General features: G+C 66.0%; 1 protein-coding gene. It reads left to right on the top strand.

Annotated features, from left to right (window positions below; translation table 11 throughout):
• Positions 1 to 1,072 (top strand): aminotransferase class V-fold PLP-dependent enzyme (locus tag EOA27_RS37725; protein WP_245491360.1); only part of this gene is annotated, 1,072 nt, incomplete at both ends.

Genomic DNA, 1,072 nt, shown 5'->3' with positions numbered 1-1,072 from the left:
CCCACCAACATTCCGGAGCAGGTCCGGCAGGCCATGAACCTGCCGATGGAGGATATGCGCGCCGCCTCCTTCCCCAGCCTGACGCTGCCGCTGTTCGAGGACATCAGACGAGTCTTCAAGAACGAGACCGGCCGCGTCTTCATCTATCCGTCCTCCGGCACTGGCGCCTGGGAAGCGGCGATGACCAACGTGCTCAGCCCCGGTGACAAGGTGCTGATGTCGCGCTTCGGCCAGTTCTCGCATCTGTGGGTCGACATGGCCGAGCGCCTCGGCTTCGAGGTCGATGTCATCGATTGCGAGTGGGGCACCGGTGTTCCGCTCGACCTCTATGCGGAGCGGCTGAAGGCCGACAAGGCGCATCGCATCAAGGCAGTGTTCTGCACGCAGAACGAGACAGCGACCGGCGTCACCAGCGACGTTGCCGGCTGCCGCGCCTCGCTCGATGCGGCGAACCACCCAGCGCTGCTTTTCGTCGACGGCGTCTCCTCGATCGGCTCGATCGATTTCCGTCAGGAGGAATGGGGCGTCGACTGCGCCGTCAGCGGTTCGCAGAAGGGCTTCATGCTGCCGGCCGGCCTCGGCTTCCTGTCGGTCAGCCAGAAGGCACTTGCGGCTTCGCGGATCGCCACGCACCGGCACTGCTACTTCTCCTTCGAGGACATGATCCGCACCAACGACGCGGGCTATTTCCCCTACACGCCGGCGACGCAGCTGCTGCGCGGCCTGCGCGCTTCGCTCGACCTCATCGCCGAGGAGGGGCTGGAGAACATCTTCGCCCGCCACCATCGGCTGGCCGAAGGCGTGCGCAAGGCGGTCGACGCCTGGGGCCTGAAGCTCTGCGCCAAGGCGCCGCAATGGCACTCCGACACGGTCAGCGCCATCCTGGTGCCGGAGGGCATCGACAGCGCCAACGTCGTCAAACGCGCCTACAGCGCCTACCAGACATCGCTTGGCGGCGGCCTCAACAAGGTTGCCGGCAAGGTCTTCCGCATCGGCCATCTCGGCTGGCTGAACGAGGTGATGGTGCTGGCCTCGCTGTCGGCGGCCGAAATGACGCTGCTCGATTGCGGCG

It is taken from the genome of Mesorhizobium sp. M2A.F.Ca.ET.037.01.1.1, assembly GCF_003998075.1.
Classification (GTDB): domain Bacteria; phylum Pseudomonadota; class Alphaproteobacteria; order Rhizobiales; family Rhizobiaceae; genus Mesorhizobium.
Note: the sequence above shows the minus strand (reverse complement) of the source record. Positions and strands in the feature narration are given on the sequence as shown.